Annotated in this window: 14 protein-coding genes and 3 pseudogenes; 8 read left to right on the top strand and 9 right to left on the bottom strand. The window is 42.6% G+C overall.

The annotated features are described in order from the left end of the window. Window positions 1–140: 140 nt before the first annotated feature. The 3 genes and pseudogenes from JCM14108_RS02355 to JCM14108_RS02345 form a co-directional block, all read right to left on the bottom strand. Entirely contained in the window at window positions 141–344 is a 204-nt protein-coding gene (locus tag JCM14108_RS02355) for a cold-shock protein (RefSeq protein WP_035178119.1), read from the bottom strand. Window positions 345–539: 195 nt separating this feature from the next. Then, window positions 540–2,573: pseudogene (locus tag JCM14108_RS02350) on the bottom strand (ATP-dependent Clp protease ATP-binding subunit). Window positions 2,574–2,817: 244 nt separating this feature from the next. After that, entirely contained in the window at window positions 2,818–3,237 is a 420-nt protein-coding gene (locus tag JCM14108_RS02345; protein WP_035178117.1) for an OsmC family protein, read from the bottom strand. A gap of 81 nt (window positions 3,238–3,318) precedes the next feature. On the opposite strand from JCM14108_RS02345, the gene JCM14108_RS02340 reads away from it, so the two are divergent. Both JCM14108_RS02340 and JCM14108_RS02335 read left to right on the top strand, forming a co-directional pair. Then, entirely contained in the window at window positions 3,319–4,014 is a 696-nt protein-coding gene (locus tag JCM14108_RS02340; protein WP_035178114.1) for an NAD(P)H-dependent oxidoreductase, read from the top strand. Window positions 4,015–4,020: 6 nt separating this feature from the next. Further along, window positions 4,021–4,200, top strand: coding sequence for a hypothetical protein (locus JCM14108_RS02335; protein WP_035178112.1), 180 nt, complete (start codon window positions 4,021–4,023; stop codon window positions 4,198–4,200). 130 nt (window positions 4,201–4,330) lie between these two features. Here JCM14108_RS02335 and thiD read toward each other — a convergent pair. Then, window positions 4,331–5,142: pseudogene (thiD, locus tag JCM14108_RS02330) on the bottom strand (bifunctional hydroxymethylpyrimidine kinase/phosphomethylpyrimidine kinase). Between the two features lie 239 nt (window positions 5,143–5,381). On the opposite strand from thiD, the gene JCM14108_RS15755 reads away from it, so the two are divergent. Next, window positions 5,382–5,504 carry a hypothetical protein gene (locus JCM14108_RS15755; RefSeq protein WP_003558898.1) on the top strand — a complete coding sequence of 41 codons (123 nt, stop codon included), beginning with the start codon at window positions 5,382–5,384 and terminating at the stop codon, window positions 5,502–5,504. Window positions 5,505–5,559: 55 nt separating this feature from the next. Here JCM14108_RS15755 and JCM14108_RS02325 read toward each other — a convergent pair whose 3' ends face one another. Together JCM14108_RS02325 and JCM14108_RS02320 are read right to left on the bottom strand one after the other, a co-directional pair. Further along, on the bottom strand, window positions 5,560–6,225 hold the full coding sequence (locus JCM14108_RS02325; protein ID WP_035178110.1) for a potassium channel family protein: 666 nt from the start codon (window positions 6,223–6,225) through the stop codon (window positions 5,560–5,562). Window positions 6,226–6,261: 36 nt separating this feature from the next. Then, complete coding sequence (locus tag JCM14108_RS02320) at window positions 6,262–7,635, bottom strand: TrkH family potassium uptake protein (protein WP_191978521.1); 1,374 nt, start codon at window positions 7,633–7,635, stop codon at window positions 6,262–6,264. 104 nt (window positions 7,636–7,739) lie between these two features. On the opposite strand from JCM14108_RS02320, the pseudogene codA reads away from it, so the two are divergent. Next, a pseudogene (gene codA, locus JCM14108_RS02315) lies at window positions 7,740–8,980 on the top strand (cytosine deaminase). 311 nt (window positions 8,981–9,291) lie between these two features. Here codA and JCM14108_RS02310 read toward each other — a convergent pair. Next, window positions 9,292–9,732, bottom strand: coding sequence for a hypothetical protein (locus JCM14108_RS02310; RefSeq protein WP_035178105.1), 441 nt, complete (start codon window positions 9,730–9,732; stop codon window positions 9,292–9,294). Between the two features lie 114 nt (window positions 9,733–9,846). On the opposite strand from JCM14108_RS02310, the gene JCM14108_RS02305 reads away from it, so the two are divergent. After that, window positions 9,847–10,809 (top strand): ribonuclease H family protein, encoded by a 963-nt coding sequence (locus JCM14108_RS02305; RefSeq protein ID WP_051995983.1) that lies wholly within the window; start codon window positions 9,847–9,849, stop codon window positions 10,807–10,809. On the opposite strand, the gene JCM14108_RS02300 is transcribed toward JCM14108_RS02305, so the two are convergent. Continuing rightward, window positions 10,806–11,366, bottom strand: a complete 561-nt coding sequence (locus tag JCM14108_RS02300) for a DUF2179 domain-containing protein (protein WP_051995982.1) — start codon at window positions 11,364–11,366, stop codon at window positions 10,806–10,808. The genes JCM14108_RS02305 and JCM14108_RS02300 overlap by 4 nt on opposite strands. Before the next feature lie 201 nt (window positions 11,367–11,567). Here JCM14108_RS02300 and JCM14108_RS02295 point away from each other — a divergent pair, with 201 nt between their 5' ends. After that, window positions 11,568–12,008 carry a VOC family protein gene (locus tag JCM14108_RS02295; protein ID WP_035178098.1) on the top strand — a complete coding sequence of 147 codons (441 nt, stop codon included), beginning with the start codon at window positions 11,568–11,570 and terminating at the stop codon, window positions 12,006–12,008. Window positions 12,009–12,130: 122 nt separating this feature from the next. Beyond that, window positions 12,131–12,805 carry a beta-phosphoglucomutase gene (gene pgmB / locus JCM14108_RS02290; protein WP_035178095.1) on the top strand — a complete coding sequence of 225 codons (675 nt, stop codon included), beginning with the start codon at window positions 12,131–12,133 and terminating at the stop codon, window positions 12,803–12,805. Here pgmB and JCM14108_RS02285 read toward each other — a convergent pair. Then, window positions 12,787–13,155, bottom strand: coding sequence for a DUF488 domain-containing protein (locus JCM14108_RS02285; RefSeq protein WP_035178092.1), 369 nt, complete (start codon window positions 13,153–13,155; stop codon window positions 12,787–12,789). The two genes, pgmB and JCM14108_RS02285, sit on opposite strands and share 19 nt — an antisense overlap. 45 nt (window positions 13,156–13,200) lie before the next feature. Here JCM14108_RS02285 and JCM14108_RS02280 point away from each other — a divergent pair, with 45 nt between their 5' ends. Continuing rightward, on the top strand, window positions 13,201–13,830 hold the full coding sequence (locus JCM14108_RS02280) for a DNA-3-methyladenine glycosylase (protein WP_035178090.1): 630 nt from the start codon (window positions 13,201–13,203) through the stop codon (window positions 13,828–13,830). Window positions 13,831–14,130: the final 300 nt, after the last annotated feature.

Below are 14,130 nucleotides of genomic sequence, written 5' to 3'. Positions count from 1 at the left end.
TTCAATTGCATGAAAAAGGAAGTAATAATTATTTTTGGGATATATATTTGATGAATGGCACTAACTAAATTAATTAGAATTTTTCTTTTTGGACACAAAAAACCGACGATCACTCGTCGGCTTTAAAAATTAGTTTTTAATTAGTCGTCAACAACAGTAACGTTGGCAGCTTGTGGGCCACGGTCGCTGTCTTCAACGTCAAGGGTTACGTGTTGGCCTTCGTCTAATGACTTGAAGCCGTCTTTGTTGATAGCTGAGAAGTGAACAAATACGTCACCATCGTCAGTAGTAATGAAGCCATAACCTTTATCAGCGTTGAACCATTTAACAGTACCTTGTTTCATAATATATGAAACCTCCTTGCGCTTTCTGCGCAGTTTAAATTTTAATGTATCTAGTTGAACTGATTCCAAGGAAGTTATTTCATAAAACTATAAAACAAGTTACCTTTGAAAATCGAATCCTGAAACACATTGACTATAATATACCAATATCATTGGTAGTTGTCAACGGATTAACTTCGATTTTCGGATTAAACATTATTTACTGGCGACTGGTTCGCTACTGGTGGTAGGGACAACGGAAATTTGATTATTTTCTGTTTTAACCGTAAAGTCCTTTTCCTCCGGGTGGGCCAGGAAGCTGTTGGTTAATTTGTCGGTAATTTCCTTGGTGATAACCCGATGCATTGGACGAGCGCCAAGTTCCTTGCTGTAACCCATCTCAACCAATTGACTTTTGGCAGCGTCGGTAACCGTAAAGTGAATGCCCCGGGACTTGTTGACAAGCTTGTCCAAATCATGAAGCATCAAATCGAGAATTTGAAGCAAATCAGCTTTGGTTAATGAGTTGAATTGAATAATATCGTCAATTCGATTCAAAAATTCAAGCTTGAAGTATGGTTTCAACCTGTCAATGACACTCTTTTGCGAATCAACGTGTTCCTGCCCGGCGTTACTGGTCATAATAATCACAGTGTTGCTGAAGTCAACTGTTCGACCTTGGGCATCAGATAAGCGGCCGTCGTCCAAAATTTGCAGCAGCAGGTTCAAAACGTCCGGGTGGGCCTTTTCGATTTCATCGAGCAAAATCAAGCTGTAGGGATGACGACGAACTTGTTCGGTTAGCTTGCCGCCTTCTTCATAGCCAACGTAGCCGGGTGCGGAACCAATCAGTTTGGAAGCGCTGATCTTGTCCATATACTCGGACATGTCATAACGAAACATCGCTTTGGTCGTTCCAAAGAGTTCTTTGGCCAATGCCTTGGCGGTCTGGGTCTTACCAACGCCGGTCGGACCAACAAACAGGAAACTGCCGATTGGCCGGTTGCCTTCTGTAAAGCCAACCCGGCTTCGCTTAATAGCAGCAGAAATGGCGTCAATTGCCGCATCTTGACCGATAACCTCTTTCTTGAGATTGCTGTTCAAACGATTGAGCTGGCTGACCTGATTCTTATTAACATCGGTAACCGGGACACCCGTAATTCGCTCAACAACGTCTTTGATAACATCGGCTGTTACTTTTGGTACTGAAACCTTGGTGCCGTTATCAATTGACTTGATCTGGCCATTGATCTTATCAAGCTTGTCACGCAGAGCAGCGGCTTTCTCGTATTCTTCGTTTTCGGAAGCGGCTTTCTTGGCTTTTTCAAGCTTTGAAGCTTCCTGTTCCAGACTCGATTTATCTTTGGCAATCGATGAACATTGCAACCTTGGCACCGGCTTGGTCGATTAAATCAATTGCTTTGTCCGGATTCATTCGGTCTTGAATATAACGGTTACTGAAGGAAACAGCAGCTTTCAGGGCGTCATCGGTGTATTGAACGTGATGGAATTTCTCGTATTTCGGCTTTAACCCCTTAATAATTGTCAGGGTGTCGGCTTCGCTTGGTTCGTTAACCATGATTGGCTGGAATCGACGAGCCAGAGCCTGGTCTTTTTCAATATCCCGGTATTCGTTGCTGGTCGTGGCACCAATTAATTGAAAGTCGCCACGGGCCAACTTTGGCTTTAAAATGTTGCCGGCATCCATCTTGTCACCTTCACCGGTTGAGCCGGCACCGATGATTTGATGAATTTCATCGATGAAGAGAATCACATTCTTATTCTTCGAAACTTCATCGATCAGTTTCTTCATACGTTCTTCAAATTGACCACGGATTCCGGTTCCTTGAACCAATGAGACGACGTCAACGGAAATAATCCGCTTGTTAAGCAGCTTCTCGGAAACATCGCCGTCAACGATTTTCTGGGCGAGCCCTTCGACTACCGCGGTCTTGCCAACGCCGCTTCGCCAATTAAAACCGGGTTGTTCTTGGTTCGTCTGCTCAAAACTTCTTCCATTTGTTCGATTTCTTTATCCCGACCGATAACAGGATCAAGCTTACCGTCTTTGGCCATTTGGGTTAGGTCGGTTCCGTATTGATCTAATAATGTCGTTTTATTTTGAGGTCTGCGTTCTTGTACTTGAATGGGTTGTTGACGCATTCGACGTTGACCTGTCATTTCAGGAAATTCCTGCTTAAAGAACGGGTCGTCAAAAATGTCACCGAAAATGTCGTTATTCATATGCATTCCTCCAATGTCTAATGATTTAATGAATCATTAAATGCTAATTGTAATAGTGATTGTTCGGAATATCTGTTCCCCTTCCGAACAACTATATATTATCACGGATTGATTATTGATTCAAGGAAATGATCGTTTTATTTTATAAATATAAGCGCTGGTATATCAACGATTTAAAGACGATTTTTAAAAAAACGGAATAAAAAATTAGCACTCAAAATTGATGAGTGCTAACGTATTTTGTAATTATTTAATTAATATCAAAAGTGAATTCAACCGCATCTTTTAACGTATTATGGACTGTACACAAGTGAATCGTATCTTCAATAAATTGGCGGTTTTCTTCCTGATTCAAGTTGGTTTGACAGGTTAACTTAACGTTGATTTTTGATACCCGCGATGATTTGTCGGCAAAGCGTTCAGTTTCACCAGTGACGATTACTTCAAATTTCTTAACTTTGATATTGGATTTGGGTCGGTTAACCAATGACGCAGCGCTTGCACCAAGGCAGGCACCGACAGCTCCCAACAAGTATTGGACCGGATTTGGGCCGGCATCTGTTCCCCGGAAGATGGTCGGCTCATCAGCGATAAACTGGTGATCGCCGGCTTGATTCAGCGTTTGGGCACCAATGTTTCGATACGTTGTGTGAATTGTATAAGTTGCCATTTTAAAAGCTCTCCTTTATCATTTTGGTTGATATAGCATACAATAGCAGGTAATAATGTGAATGGAAAGTAAGGTGATTACGTGAAAACATTGATTTTAGTTTCTCACCCAAAAGTTGATGAATCTGCGACACAAGCGTTTTTGAAAACCAGTGCTGATTCCTTGGACAATGTTACTTGGCGGGTGATTGATAGACTTTACGCGGCCGATCGTTTGGACGTGATTGCTGAACAAACGCAATTGCAAAATTTTGACCGAATTATTTTTCAGTTTCCTATGTATTGGTATTCGTCACCGGCAAGTTTAAAACGGTATATGGATGATGTCTTTTCCAGAAAATTTGTGATTGCCAAGCGGGGGCTGAAAAACAAAGAGTTTGGGCTTGTCATAACAATGGGCGATAAGCTGGTCGATTTTCAGGCAGGTGGTCGCGAAAAATTCACGATTTCGGAGCTTATGAAGCCATTTGAGGCTTTTGCCAACAAAGCAGGGATGATTTACTTGGCACCGCTTATAATCGCCCAGTTCGGCTATTGGAGCGTTTTAGAGAAGCAAAAAAAATTGGTTGATTATTTGCAGTATTTGAGCGCACCAATGCCCTTAAACCTTGAAAATCGCGAAAAGTGGCTGCTCGTTCGTCTTAAACAGCTGCAAGTCGGGAAAAGCGCGCAACAAAGAGAGATGCTTGATTTAATTATTGATTCAATTGACAGCCGGCAAGACCAAATTGATGATTTGAAAATGAACATAAAGATGATTCGGGACCAGGAGGAATAGACCATAATGGACGATACTCAAGATGGGGCTGTTCAACAGCTTGCAAAAATGGCAGAAGCTGAACCAGCCTTTATTAATAAAGCTGTTTTAAAAGCGGCTCAAAATTTGATTAGAGAACAAACCAGGCGAATCGATCAGGCTCAGCAGGAAATAGATGGACGAATTTGGAGCCCGGAGAAATGGTAACTTTGATCGGGCTCGTCAGCACGTTAAATGATTATTAACTGATGACACTAAAAACCACCAAATCAATTTAGCCGGCGGCAAATGGTTTGGTGGGTGAAAAGTTATTGTATTTTTGGATTAAGCTGTTTGGTTATAGTTGGTCTGCGGGTGCCCAATGATTGATTGGACCGAACTTGTGACCAACCTGGATTTCATTTTCAATCGCCGTATCAACGAATTTTTTAGCAATCCGGCAGGCAGCTTCAATAGAGGTGCCCTTTGCCAATTCAGCAGCGATACATGCGGAGAGCTGTCGCCAGTACCGTTTTTACGGTCGGTATCAAAGAAAGCACCGGTTAACCAGAAACTTTTCCCGGATTCAAGCAGGATATAGTCGGAAACCTCGGATTGATTGGGATCGTGATGACTGCCCTTTAAAACAATATTTTTGGCCCCGAGTGCTTTTAGTTTCCGAGCAGCGGTTTGCATATCGTCTTTGGTTTCAATTGTCATTTCAGCTAACTTTTGGGCTTCAAAAAAGTTGGGGGTAATAACCGTTGCTAATGGAATCAGTTCGTCTCGAAGCGTCTGATAGGCACTTTGTTCCAGCAGCATATTGCCATGCTTGGTAGTAATTACCGGATCGACAACCAGCGGGCCAAAATCATACTTTTGATAATTTTTAATCACTGTTCGGATTAATTCGGAATCGGAGAGCATTCCCGTCTTACTTGCCCGAATGTGGTAATCGTCCGCCAAGTCTTTAAATTCCTGATCGATAAACGATGTCGGCAGGTTGACTGCGTCGTGAATCCCGTAACTGTTACCGGCAACACACGCTGTTAGAACGGAAGTCCCATATACGCGGCGTCTAAAGAAGGTGTGAAGATCAGCCTGCATCCCGGCACTGCCGTCACTATCTGATCCTGCAATTGTTAATGCTTGTGGAAATTCATTTGCCAATATAATCACCCTATCCCGATTTCTTAATTGTTTAATAATAAGATACCACAGATAGGGGCAGCGTGTTTATTTTTTTGAATTTGTTGAAGCGGTTGGCTTAAATCAGAGTGTTAATCCGCTGGTTAATCGATGTGGGGATCAAACACCCAAATAAATTTGCTTTCAAACTGCTATTTGTATTATAATAATTTAGTCTATTGGAATTTTATAATTGGAAAAATATTAAGGAGAGTTTTACTATGCGTATTTGTCATCCAAACGGCGTTCAGGGCCGTCGACCAATCAGCCGCAAGAAAGATATCAAGCGGAACAAAGCATTAGCAGATCTGCAACACTTCTTGAAGCAGAAACCTGCTAAGTAATGCAATCAAAAAAGCACCAGGATAAACCGAAAGGCGAATCCTGGTGCTTTTTTAGTTATTTGGTTGCCAAATCTTCGAATTTTTGAACGTCCTTGCGGGTGCCGATAATCGTCACAACATCGCCGGGCTCGACGATGGTTGACTGATTGGGAATAGCGGCACCTTCTTCATTGGCATGGGAAATGGCAATAACGGAAACCTGGTAGCGGTTTGTCAGATTGAGTTCCTTAAGCGATTGGTTGAAGAATTTCTCGTTGGTTAATTCGAATTCAACGACGGCCAGTTCGCCCTTTAACTTTAAATCGTTTAAAATTTTAGGCTCCATGACATGAAGCGCGACCCGTTGCCCCATGTCACGTTCCGGTTGAATAATTTCATCGGCACCCAACTTTTCCAAAACCTGCGCATGACGGGCATTTTCTGCTTTACAGATCAGGTGTTTAACGCCAAGATCTTTGCAGATTAACGTTGTCATAATGCTGGCCTCCAGATCGGTACCGATTGCAACAAAAACGTTATCGAAGTTACCAATTCCAAGTTGCTGAAGCGCCAGTTCATTTTGAGTATCGGCAACCACGGCTTCAGTGGCGACGTCTCTGAATTTATCGACGTTTTCTTCTTTTTTATCAATTACCAGGACTTCCTGGTGGTTTTTAATCAGTGTGTTAACGATACTGCTGCCGAAAAGTCCCAGTCCGATGACGGCGTAATTGCTTTTCATTTAAAAATTCCTTTCAATATAATTTGTAAGGGATGGTTATCCAATCATGACATTTTCTTTTGGATACCTGAAAGCATCTTCCGGTCTTTTGGAGTTAAGCAGTGAATACATAACGGTAAAGATACCAACCCGGCCCATAAACATCAATGCGGCAAAAATCAGTTTGCCGATAAAAGTCAGATGGGGTGTCAGCCCTAAGGTTAAGCCGGTCGTGCCAAAGGCTGAAACGACGTCGAAGAGAATGTATTCAATACCAAAGTGCTTGGGGATACTTTCAGTAATACATAAAATCAGCGTGGCAATTGACAAAACTACGGAAACCAGGAAAACCAGCGTGAGCGACCGTGAAATGTTATCGTTGGTGAAGCGGCGACCCATGAAAGTGGCGTCCCGTTTTCCCCGTAATGTGGCCCAAACCCGGATTAACAGGATGCCGACGGTGGTTGTTTTAATTCCCCCGGCTGTCGATCCGGGCGTCCCGCCAATTAACATTAAAATCATTGTAAAAAACATACCGGCCATCGAAATTTTGGGATAGGGGTAGATATAAAAGCCGGCGGTTCGGGGAGTTACAGCCATGAAATAGGTATCCATGAGGCGCTGAAAAATATTTAAATGGGTGTTTTCCCCGAAGTTTCCTTCTGTCAGCAGGTAAACAATAAAACTGATGCCGATTAGTCCCAAGTAGGTTGTCAGTGCCAATTTGGTATGCAGACTCAGAAAGTGGTCCTTTCGATACAGTAGAATATCTTTCCAAACTAAAAACCCGAGTGAGCCGGAAATAATTAGACACGTTAGCACAAATAGGAGATAAGGGTCGTTTTGAAACCGAACCAGGCTGTTGTCAAACAAATCAAAGCCGGCATTACAAAAAGCACTGATTGAGTGAAACACACTGTAACCGATTCCCCGTATCAAACCATAACGCGGATAAAAATCAACGAACAACAGACCGACTCCCAAGGTCTGAATCGCTAATGACAGTCGAACCACGAGAAAAACAACGCTTCTCGTATTGGCAAATGTTTCCAGGTTTAGGGATTGCTGTGTTAATAATTGGGTTGTTAAATCAACTTTTTGCCGCATAAAAACAAACATTAAAACCGCAAAGGTCATAAAGCCCAAGCCACCGATCTCAACTAAAACCAGAATCACGATTTTACCGAAGATACTCCAGTGAAGCGCCGTGTTAACAACGGTCATTCCCGTTACGCAGGTTGCCGATGTTGCGGTAAAAAAAGCGTTAAGGTAATTGGTGGTGGTCCCGGATTGACTGGCAATGGGTAATGACAGTAAAAGCGTGCCGATTAAAATGATTGTTAAAAATCCCAATGTTAGGATTTGTGGTAAAGAAAGTTTTCCCCGCCAACTCACAGTAATTGTGCCTCCAAATTTTTTATGTAATTTCATTGTTTAACTATTCACATTATCTCACATTTTTCAAGAATCTTCTTATTTACCGCTTAAATAAGTTATAATACTAATAAATATGTGTCATGTAAAGGACTGGGAAAATGCTGATTAAAAATGTTCATATTCAAAATGAAGTACAAACAAGTGACTTAAAAATTGAAAATGGCAAGTTTGTGAAAATCGCTCCGGCAATTAAAGCTGAAGCGGGGGAGCAGGTGATTGATGCTACCGATAAATTGTTGCTGCCGCCCTTTGTCGATCCCCACGTTCACCTGGATGCAACGCAAACTGCCGGTGATCCCGAATGGAATCAAACGGGAACGCTGTTCGATGGCATTCGAATTTGGAGCGAGCGTAAAAAGAAACTGTCAGTTGCGGATGTTAAGCATCGGGCCAAGCAGGCGATTAAAACCCAGGTCGCAAACGGTATTCAATTTGTTCGCAGCCATGTTGACGTAACTGATCCTGAATTGACGGCCTTAAAAGCATTAATTGAGGTGCGGGAAGAATTAAAAGATCAGGTTGAATTACAGCTGGTTGCTTTTCCTCAGGAAGGCATTCTGTCTTTTCCACACGGTAAAGACTGATGACAGCGGCCGCCGAGATGGGTGCGGATGTTATTGGCGGGATTCCTCATTTTGAATTTACCAGGGAATACGCTGTTGAATCGTTAAAATTTCTAATGAAGCTGGCGGAAACCCAGGATAAACTGGTTGATGTCCACTGTGACGAAATTGATGATCCGCAATCACGCAGTTTGGAAACTTTGGCGACGTTGGCTTTGGAATCCGGAATGGGTGATAAGGTAACTGCCAGTCACACAACGGCTATGGGGTCCTATAACGATGCTTATACGTACAAATTATTCAGACTGCTTAAGATGTCACACATTAATTTTATTGCCAATCCACTTGTTAATACCAATCTCGGCGGGCGCTTCGACAGTTATCCGAAGCGTCGCGGCATGACCCGGGTTAAGGAATTGACTCAAGACGGCATTAACGTTGCCTTCGGTGAAGATGACCTTAAGGATCCCTGGTATCCAATGGGCAACGGCAACATGCTTGATCCGGTTGAGATGGGCATTCATGTCGGTCATTTAATGGGTTACAATGATATTTTAAATGCTTATCAATTTGTGACAACCAACGCTGCAAAAGCCATGCATATTACGGACCACTATGGGATTGAAGTTGGTAAGCCGGCTAATTGCATTATTATGAATAATGACAATTTCTACAATGCCTTGAATGAACGCTCTGAAATCTTGTATTCCATTCATAAGGGCAATATTTTGGTTAAAACAACACCTAAGAAAGTCGATAATCGCTTGAGCCTTTAATGCTTGACTTTGATTTCCAGATACAACAAAACCACTCCAATCCTGCTCTTGGATATAGGCTGTCTTCAGAGCCGAAGTTAAAGTGGTTGGTATGGTTTAAGTTTTTGGTTTCTGATGTGAAGCGGTATTAACTGCTTTGCTTCGCACACTGATTTAGGACTGCTACACAAAGCAACGTTCTGCATATAAGGGATCGCTTCAAAAAATCCAAATGCAGGATTTCCCGAAGCGACGCCTTATACTCCGAACGTTAAGCGCTTTATTTCGCACACTGTTTAGGACTGCTACACAAAGCAGCACCGCTTCGCACACTACCTTTTTATCTTTTTCTTCTTCGCTGCTGCTGCCGCTTTTCTTTCCAATGACCGTTTGCGGAGAATGTCCTTTAAGACGTTAATATCATCTTCATGTTGCGCTTTCCACTGTTTATAAGAAGTGCTGGTATCCGTATCAGTTGGTTTAAGACCGGTATCCAGCCAAAATATAGCTTCTGTTAAGCTTGGAAAATTGTGCATCCATAATGTTTGCCCGTTTTCTGAGTCAAAAGCAACGTAAGAACGTGGATGTCGCTGCAAAAAAGTATGTTTCCTAATTTTAAAAGCTTCCCGCTTTCTTGTTAGTCGATAATCAGGCAAAATGTATTTTCCCTGCTTTTTGAGTTGCGGAAAACGTTCATTGATTTGGTCGGAACGATCTTTAAGAAGTGCCTTGGCCTCTTCGACCGTGATTAATGTAGCTTTGGTACGGGTCATAATAGTCTTTGCCCCCTTTATTAACTATTTTCGCATAGATTTATCTAATTGAAAAGCAGATAGAAATATTATAAGTAATTTTTTCTGAAAATTTATAAAAAAAGAAGTGATCCTTTGAAATATTACGCTGTTAGGAAGGGCCGAAAAACCGGCATTTTCACTACTTGGGATGAAACCGTCAAGCAGGTTTCCGGCTTTTCGGGTGCCGAATATAAAAGCTTTAAGACGCGGGCGGCCGCTGAAACTTTTTTGGGACAGTCGGAGCAGCCCCAAAATGATAGCCATCGTAAAGAAAATCAATCCAAGTTCCAAGAGATCGTGGAGCGACCGGTTGAGCTTGATTTGAGTGACGAAATTGTGGTCTATACAGATGGTGGTACCAGGAATCATGGTAACCATGCCGGTGGTCACGTTAAAGCTGATGATAAAGCCGCATGGGCCTATTTAATTATGATTGCGGGTGCCGACGCAGTTGCTGACACAGGTGGTGAGTATGGCGCGACAAATAATCGAATGGAAATTATGGGACTGCTGCAGGCGCTAACTTATTTGATCGACCATCACCTTGAAAAACGGTCTGTAACAGTGGTTGCCGATTCCAAGTATGTTTTGGACGCGATTACCAAGGGATGGCTCGAAGGTTGGCAGCGCCGGGGGTGGAAACGAAGCGCTGGGCCACTTTTAAACAAAGAATTATGGCAGCGGGTTGCCGATCTTTTGAAAAAGTTTCCAAATATTCACTATCAATGGACTAAAGGCCACAGTGACAATGACGGAAATGTTTTTGTTGATCAATTATTAAACCAAACGATGGATCAAATGGCTCCCAAGGAGAACCGGGGAGGTAAGGTCACTTTGCCCAAGCTTGAAATTAAACAGCCGAAAGATCAAAAAAACGCTTCGGTGCCTTCACATCATGAAAGTAAGAAGCGAAAAATCAAATTGGACACTGAAAGCATTCATCCAAGTCAACCAACTCCGGAAAAATTATCGCCGGAAGTTGAGAAATCGGTGCATGATATTGAAGAGAGTTTAAAGCAATTGGGCTTGTTTGATGATGATCATCATCAACATTAGTGGTGATCTACACCATGATAACGCCGATCGACCTCTTTGCTCCAAAAACCACCGGATAGTTGAACGGGTTCCTGAACCATAATGAAGGCATCTGGTGAAATTTCCTTGATCTGCTCCATCAGGCGGCGGTCAGCTTTTCGAGGTGCTAAAATGCTGAGTACCAGTCGGGCACCGGAACGACCCTCGGCTCGGCTGACCGTAACACCATATCCAAGGTCGCGCAGCTTTTCGGCAAGCTCTTCGTTATGCGCATGGACCGGATTTTGAGGATCAATTTGAACTGTAACTTGGAAATTAACATATCCCAAGGCAATTTTATTTTCGATAACGATTCCGATGTAAATCCCGACTCCGAATCCAACCGCATAGGACGCGACATTCAACGGACTATCAATGTGATCAAGGGCAATCGCCAAAGCGATAACATAAATCAGTTCTTCACCAACTGCGACCAGTGGTGCCAGAAATTGGTGCCCCTTGACGACCAGCATTGTTCTGAAAGTATTGATTGAAATATAGAGTGCGTTTAAGATAAAAATCGTAATTGCAAGTTCCATCAGCATTTCCTCCCAAGTGACTTTAACTATTAGTTTACACTTCTTAGCGTTAATATAGTACTATGTTGGTACTAACGAAAGCTGGTTTGATAAGGGATGCGGCTTGTTAACGTTGACAACTAATGTAATTAACGGTATTCTAAAATTTGAACAAAAATCACGAAAATAATAATATCTTAGATAGTAAGGGTTGCTGACCTAATGGCTAATACAAATTTAATTCCATACTTAACATTTGAAAACACAAAGAGTGCGCTTGAATACTATAAGCGGGTGTTTGGCGCAACAGATGTTACCCGCGAATCGCCAACCGAAAAGCAGGCCGAGGAAATGTCTTTAAATCCAGACGTTAACCTCGATAATCTCACGTTACAGGCGAGTTTTCGGGTGCTGAATCAACCGATTTATGCGGCTGACAGTTTTCTTGGCAAGCCGGTTGTCTCCTCTCTAATTTCGTTAATGTTGGAGGTTGATGCCCACGATTCTGATGCCGAATCTGCGTTGGAAAGCCTTTATAAGCAGGTTTCTGATTCTGAAGAGGTGAAGGTAATCGTAACGTTTGAGAAAAAATCGTCCGGTAATAAATACGGTCAGGTTGTTGATAAATACGGGATCACCTGGATCTTCAGTGCTGTTAAATAGTGTTAATGTGAAGTTAACGATTATTAAAAAAACGAGGGAGAGAAAATAAACCTATTTTCTGGCCCTCGTTTTATAATATAAATTAATGGGTATCCATCTTGATAGAAAGGGTGGTTATAGAGATGAGCAATTTTGCAGACGTAAAAGGTGTATTGTTTGATTTAAATGGCATTATCACCGACTCTTGGGCTTACCACAGCCAATCGTGGCGCCAAATCGCCGATCAATTGGGAATTGAGTGGTCGGCCGAATTAGAAGAAGCAATAAAGGGGCGTGACCGGATTGATTCACTGGATGCAATCTTGGATTCTGCGGGCAAGAGAGGTCAATACACCCGTCAACAAAAAGAGGCGCTTGCGAATCAAAAAAATGATATTTATCAAACCATGTTGGATAAGATGAATCCTAGCGATATTTTGCCGGGAATTCTAGCTTTTCTAGATGACTTAACCCGTCATGGTTACAAAATGATTATTGCTTCGGCGTCAGCCAACGCACCTAAAGAGATTCGTAAGTTGAAACTGGAAAATTACTTTCCACTAATCGTTGATTTAAAAACGATCAAACATAATAAACCGGCGCCGGATGTTTTTGCCAAGGCAGCTGAAATGCTTCATCTGCCGCCGGAAGCCTGCGTTGGGATTGATGATGGAATTGTAGGAATTAAATCAATTAACGCTGCCGGGATTGTCTCAATTGGGGTTGGCGATCCCCAGATACTCCATGAAGCGGCTATTAATTTCGAGCGAACCGATCAGCTGACTTTGGCTAACATTCGTCAGGCTTGGCCCAAGTGAGTTTCCAAGTACTGTTTTAAAACAACGGCTTGGTTGTGTTCCCGATCCTTTGCACCGTATAACAAGATAACGTTATCAGTTTTAAGTTTTTCCTTAATGGTAGTCATAAAAGTTGGTAGTTGATCATTACCATCCAATTCAGCGATGTATTTTTTCTCGAACTCGGCAAACTTGGCCGGATCATGGGAGAACCATGAACGGAGCTCTTTTGAAGGCGCAATCTCTTTTTCCCATTCGTCCAATTTGGCATTCACCTTTGAAATTCCCCGGGGCCAAAGTCGGTCGACTAAGATACGGTAGCCGTTTAGATCCTGTGGTTTATCGTAAATTCGTTCAAGTTTTAGTTCCATTAGAAAATCCTCCTCGTAAAAAATAAATTTGAAAGCTGTGATAATTTGAGTACCAGTGATCCATTTTATGCCAGCGCCTCGACTGATCAAGTTGCCCAGGAAATGTTGGGGATGCTGCTTACATATCAGTCACCGAAAGGATTGGTCGGCGGCTGGATAGTTGAAACGGAAGCGTATCTGGGCCAGCTGGATTCGGCAGCCCATGCTTTTAAGGGACGTCGAACCGCATCCAATGAACCATTGTATGGGCCTCCAGGTACAGTTTACATCTATTCGATCCATGGCAGGTACCTGCTTGATGTCGCTGCCCAGGCTAAAGATGTCCCTCAAGGAGTCTTAATCCGTGCCGTTGAGCCGTTTATCGGCAAAGAAATAATGCTGAAAAATCGGGCAAAAACCGGATTCGATTTAACAAATGGTCCCGGTAAATTAATGGAAGCCTTTGGTATTTCCGATAAAAAAATGAATTTTGAAATCTTTGGTGATAACAGTAAGCTTGATATCCACAAACATCGCAAAAAAATCCCTCAGATGATTGAAACTTCGAATCGAATCGGCGTTTCAAACCAAGGGGATTGGGCGGGAAAACCGTTGAGATATTTTGTGAAGGGCAATCCATTTGTCTCTGGTATGAAAAAACGGGATATGGATTTAGATCATTTTGGGTGGCGGTGAAGTAGGGGCTGAGTGATTTGTTCCGCATGCTTTTTAGGACTGCTACACAAAGCAGCACCACGCCATATAAGAGATCAATCTGAAAAATCCAAGCCCGGGATTTCCCAGATTGATCTCTTATACTCTGGGTGCTAAGCGCTTTGTTCCGCACACTTTTTTAGGACTGCTACACAAAGCAACGTTCTGCATATAAGGGATCACTTCGAAAAATCCAAGTGCAGGATTTCCCGAAGCGACGCCTTATACTCCGAACGTTAACCGCTTTGTTTCGCACACTAAACTGAAACGTGTTCCAAGAGA

Origin of the sequence: Lentilactobacillus farraginis DSM 18382 = JCM 14108 (assembly GCF_000583655.1) — a bacterium.
Classification (GTDB): domain Bacteria; phylum Bacillota; class Bacilli; order Lactobacillales; family Lactobacillaceae; genus Lentilactobacillus; species Lentilactobacillus farraginis.
This window is presented reverse-complemented; position numbering and strand designations above follow the sequence as displayed.

Excerpts from the sequence above, each read along its gene's own strand:
- JCM14108_RS02320 (WP_191978521.1), bottom strand. The coding sequence starts at position 7,635 with ATGAAATTACATAAAAAATTTGGAGGCACAATTACTGTGAGTTGGCGG.
- JCM14108_RS02345 (WP_035178117.1), bottom strand. The coding sequence starts at position 3,237 with ATGGCAACTTATACAATTCACACAACGTATCGAAACATTGGTGCCCAA.
- JCM14108_RS02355 (WP_035178119.1), bottom strand. The coding sequence starts at position 344 with ATGAAACAAGGTACTGTTAAATGGTTCAACGCTGATAAAGGTTATGGC.
- JCM14108_RS15755 (WP_003558898.1), top strand. The coding sequence starts at position 5,382 with ATGCGTATTTGTCATCCAAACGGCGTTCAGGGCCGTCGACCAATCAGC.
- JCM14108_RS02325 (WP_035178110.1), bottom strand. The coding sequence starts at position 6,225 with ATGAAAAGCAATTACGCCGTCATCGGACTGGGACTTTTCGGCAGCAGT.
- JCM14108_RS02295 (WP_035178098.1), top strand. The coding sequence starts at position 11,568 with ATGGCTAATACAAATTTAATTCCATACTTAACATTTGAAAACACAAAG.
- JCM14108_RS02300 (WP_051995982.1), bottom strand. The coding sequence starts at position 11,366 with ATGGAACTTGCAATTACGATTTTTATCTTAAACGCACTCTATATTTCA.
- JCM14108_RS02285 (WP_035178092.1), bottom strand. The coding sequence starts at position 13,155 with ATGGAACTAAAACTTGAACGAATTTACGATAAACCACAGGATCTAAAC.
- pgmB (WP_035178095.1), top strand. The coding sequence starts at position 12,131 with ATGAGCAATTTTGCAGACGTAAAAGGTGTATTGTTTGATTTAAATGGC.
- JCM14108_RS02310 (WP_035178105.1), bottom strand. The coding sequence starts at position 9,732 with ATGACCCGTACCAAAGCTACATTAATCACGGTCGAAGAGGCCAAGGCA.
- JCM14108_RS02335 (WP_035178112.1), top strand. The coding sequence starts at position 4,021 with ATGGACGATACTCAAGATGGGGCTGTTCAACAGCTTGCAAAAATGGCA.